The organism is Streptomyces adustus (assembly GCF_009377175.1).
Classification (GTDB): Bacteria; Actinomycetota; Actinomycetes; order Streptomycetales; family Streptomycetaceae; genus Streptomyces; species Streptomyces adustus.
This window is the reverse complement of sequence record NZ_VJZD01000446.1, coordinates 1-3,672: the sequence shown is the minus strand read 5'-3', so window position 1 is coordinate 3,672 and position 3,672 is coordinate 1. Positions and strand designations below refer to the sequence as shown.

General features: G+C 74.0%; 3 protein-coding genes. All 3 read right to left on the bottom strand.

Annotated elements, in window-relative coordinates:
- Positions 1-305: 305 nt before the first annotated feature.
- Genes FNH09_RS45255 through FNH09_RS45245 form a run of 3 tightly spaced genes read right to left on the bottom strand, consistent with a single transcriptional unit; the run spans position 306 to position 3,543 of the window.
- Positions 306-1,388: an acyl-CoA dehydrogenase family protein gene (locus FNH09_RS45255; protein WP_152895695.1), complete on the bottom strand. Its 1,083-nt coding sequence runs from the start codon at positions 1,386-1,388 to the stop codon at positions 306-308.
- Positions 1,385-2,569 carry an acyl-CoA dehydrogenase family protein gene (locus tag FNH09_RS45250; RefSeq protein ID WP_152895694.1) on the bottom strand — a complete coding sequence of 395 codons (1,185 nt, stop codon included), beginning with the start codon at positions 2,567-2,569 and terminating at the stop codon, positions 1,385-1,387. Before FNH09_RS45250 ends, FNH09_RS45255 begins: the two co-directional genes overlap by 4 nt.
- A complete protein-coding gene (locus FNH09_RS45245) occupies positions 2,566-3,543 on the bottom strand; it encodes an NADPH:quinone oxidoreductase family protein (RefSeq protein ID WP_152895693.1) in 978 nt (325 codons plus the stop codon). Before FNH09_RS45245 ends, FNH09_RS45250 begins: the two co-directional genes overlap by 4 nt.
- Between the last annotated feature and the right edge of the window lie 129 nt (positions 3,544-3,672).

Sequence of the window (3,672 nt, the reverse complement as noted above, 5' to 3'; positions counted from 1 at the left end):
GCCGTGCCCTGGCCCGTCGGCGAACGCGTCGGCGGCGGGCGGGGCGAGCATCGTGGCGAGCGTGGCGCCGAAGGCGGTGAGGGCTCTGCGGCGGGTGACGGGGACCATGTCGTTCCTCCCTGTGGGGCGGGTGCGAACCACAGGGAGTATGCGGCCGCCCGCACCCCGACAGGCCTGTGGGTGCGCGGAGTTGGCCGGACCGCCGCCGCTCGTTCACCCCTGCGCGCGGGCGCACGGCGAAGCCCGCCCCGGGTGGACGCGGGAGTGGTTCGCGTCCGGGTGGGGCGGGCTTCGCCGGGTGTCGGTCAGGGAGCGCGCAGGTCGACGAGTTCGGCCAGCGCGGCCCGGTGGGCGCCCGCCGTGCCGTACGCGATCGAGTCGGCCTTGGCCCGCTTGAGGTACAGGTGCACCGGATGCTCCCAGGTCATGCCGATGCCGGCGTGCAGCTGGAGCGCCTCCTCGGCGGCGTGCACGGCGACGGAGGCCGCGTACGCCTGGGCGACGGCGGCCGCCACGTCGGCGTCCTCGCCGGTGGCGAGGGCGTCGGCCGCGTTGCGGGCGGCGGCGCGCAGACCGACGGTCTCCAGCCACAGCCCGGCGAGCCGGTGCTTGAGGGCCTGGAACCCGCCGACGGGCCGGTTGAACTGCTTGCGTTCCTTGAGGTAGCGGACCGTCTCCGTCAACGTCCATTCGGCCAGGCCGAGTTGCTCGGAGGCGAGCAGTCCGGCACCGGCCCGCAGGGCGCGCCGGACGGCCGGTCCGGCGTCGCCGACGCGGCGGCCGGCGACGCCGTCGAGCCGGACGGTGGCGAGCGGGCGGGTGAGGTCGAAGGACACCTGCGGGGTGACGGTCACGGCGGCGGAGTCCACCGCGTACAGCCCGCCGTCGTCGGCGGGTACGAGCAGCAGGTCGGCTACGGCCGCGTCCGCGATGCCCGTCAACTCGCCGTGCAGGTGGCCGTTCTCCACCCGTACGGTGGCGAAGGCGGCGCCCGGGGCGGTGTGCAGTCCGACAGCCAGCGCGCCGATCGAGGTGGCGGTGGCCAGCTGTGCGAGCAGGTCGTCGGCGCCGCACTCCAGCAGCGCCTCGGTGGCGACCACGGCGCTGGTCAGGTACGGCACCGGCGCGACCGCCCGCCCGAGCTCCTCCAGAACGACGGCGGCCTCGCGGTGGGTGGCGCCCTGGCCGTCCAGTTCCTCCGGAACCAGCAGACCGGCCAGGCCCATCCCGTCCGTGAGCGTCTTCCACAGGGCGAGGTCGTGCGGGGTGTCCGACTCGGTGCGCGCGATCACCGCGGCCGGGTCGCAGCGGTCGGTCAGCAGGTCCCGCACCGCCGACCGCAGCGCCTCTTCCTCCTCCGAGTACAGCAGGTCGGGCGTGGTGCTCATCGGGCCAGGTCCTTCCAGGCGACGTCCTTGTCGGTGCGCGGCTCGGACGGCAGTCCCAGGACGCGCTCGGCGACGATGTTCAGCAGGACCTCGCTGGTCCCGCCCTCGATGCTGTTGCCCTTGGAGCGCAGGTAGCGGTAGCCGGCGTCACGGCCGGTGAAGTCCACCAGTTCCGGGCGGCGCATGGTCCAGTCGTCGTACAACAGGCCCTCTTCGCCGCGCAGTTCCACCTCAAGGCCGCTGATCTGCTGGTTGAGGCGGGCGAACGCGAGCTTCATGCCCGCGCCTTCGGGGCCGGGCTGGCCCGCGACGAGCTGCTGGCGCAGCCGTTCGCCGGTGAGACGGGTGACCTCGGCCTCCACCCAGAGCCCGAGCAGGCGCTGGTGCAGGTCGTGGGTGCGCAGTTCGGGGCGTTCGCGCCAGGTCTTCGAGACCGGGCCGATCATGCCGCCCTCGCGGGGCAGCCGCATCCCGCCGATCGCGACGCGCTCGTTGTTCAGGGTGGTCTGCGCGACCCGCCAGCCGTCGCCGACCTCGCCGAGCCGACGCGAGTCGGGGATGCGGACGTCGGTGAGGAACACCTCGTTGAACTCGGCCTCACCGGTGATCTGGCGCAGCGGCCGGACCTCGACGCCGGGGTCGGTCATGTCGCACAGGAAGTAGGTGATGCCCGCGTGCTTGGGCACGTCCGGGTCGGTGCGGGCGATGAGGATGGCCCAGCGGGCGAGGTGCGCGCTGGAGGTCCACACCTTCTGCCCGTTGACCACCCAGTCCCCGTCGCCCTCCCGGACCGCCCGGGTGCCCAGGGCCGCCAGGTCGGACCCGGCGCCGGGCTCGCTGAAGAGCTGGCACCAGACCTCCTCGCCCACCCACAGCGGGCGCAGGAAGCGCTGCTTCTGCTCGTCGGTCCCGTAGCGCAGGATCGTCGGCGCGGCCATGCCGAGGCCGATGCCGATGCGCCGCGGGTCGTTGTCGGGAGCGCCCGCGGCCTCCAGCTCGGCGTCCACGACGGCCTGGAGGGAGCGGGGGGCGCCGAGTCCGCCGAGGCCCACCGGGTAGTGCACCCAGGCCAGGCCCGCGTCGAACCGGGCCCTGAGGAAGTCCGTGCGGTCCGTCGTGGCGGGCGGGTACGCGGTCAGCAACCCCTGGGTGAGGCTGCGCAGTTCGGCTGCGTCGGTCATGCGGCGGCTCCGTTCTCCAGAGCGGGCAGCACGGCGACGCGGCCGGTGGTGACGCCGTCGGCGACCCGCTGGACGGCGGCCGCGGCCTCGCCCAGCGGGACGCGCTCGCTCACCAGCGGCTTGATCGCGCCCCGGGCGGCCAGCTCGGTGAGCTGTTCGTGGCAGTGCTGGACCAGCTTCGGGTTCTTGGTGTTGTACAGGCCCCAGTGCAGGCCGAGGATCGTGTAGTTCTTCACCAGGGCGTGGTTCAGCGCGGCGGACGGGATCGTGCCGCTCGCGAAGCCGACGACGACGATCCGGCCCTCGAAGGCGACGACCTTGGTGGACTGGGTGTAGGCGTCGCCGCCCACCGGGTCGAAGACCACGTCGGCGCCCCGGCCGCCGGTGGCCGCCTTGACGGCGGCGACGACGTCCTCGGCGCGCCGGTCGATCACGACGTCGCAGCCCAGTTCGCGGGCGACGGCCGCCTTGTCCGCTCCGCCGACGACCCCGATGACGGTGGCACCGGCGGCCTTGCCGAGCTGGACGGCCGCGCTGCCGACCCCGCCCGCGGCGGCGTGCACGAGCAGCGTCTCGCCGGCCTCCAGCCGGGCCCGGCGGTGCAGTGCGAACCAGCCCGTCTGGTAGCCGATGTGCAGCGCGGCGGCCTCGGCGTCGTCGAGCGACTCGGGGGCGGGCAGCAGGGCGGCGGTGTCGGCGACGGCGTACTCGGCGAAACCGCCGTACGGCAGGGCCGGGTTCGCGATCACCCGGCGTCCGTCCTCGGTCTCGCCGCAGATCTCCACGCCCGGCGTGAACGGCATCGGCGGCCGGACCTGGTACTGGCCGCGGCACATCAGCGCGTCCGGGAAGTTGATGTTCGCAGCGCGCACCTTCAGCAGGACCTGGCCGTCGCCGGGCGTGGGCCGCTCGACGTCCTGGAGCCGCATCACCTCACTCGGCTCGCCGTTCTCGTGCACCTGCCATGCCTGCATGCGAAGCCTCCACGGGACTGCGTCCTCGACCGGTCGATCGCATACTAAGCGGTCGCTTGCCGATCAGGGAACAGTCATGTCCGTCACGGACCCGGCCGTCGGGGCCGCGCCGGACCCGTCCCCGGCCCC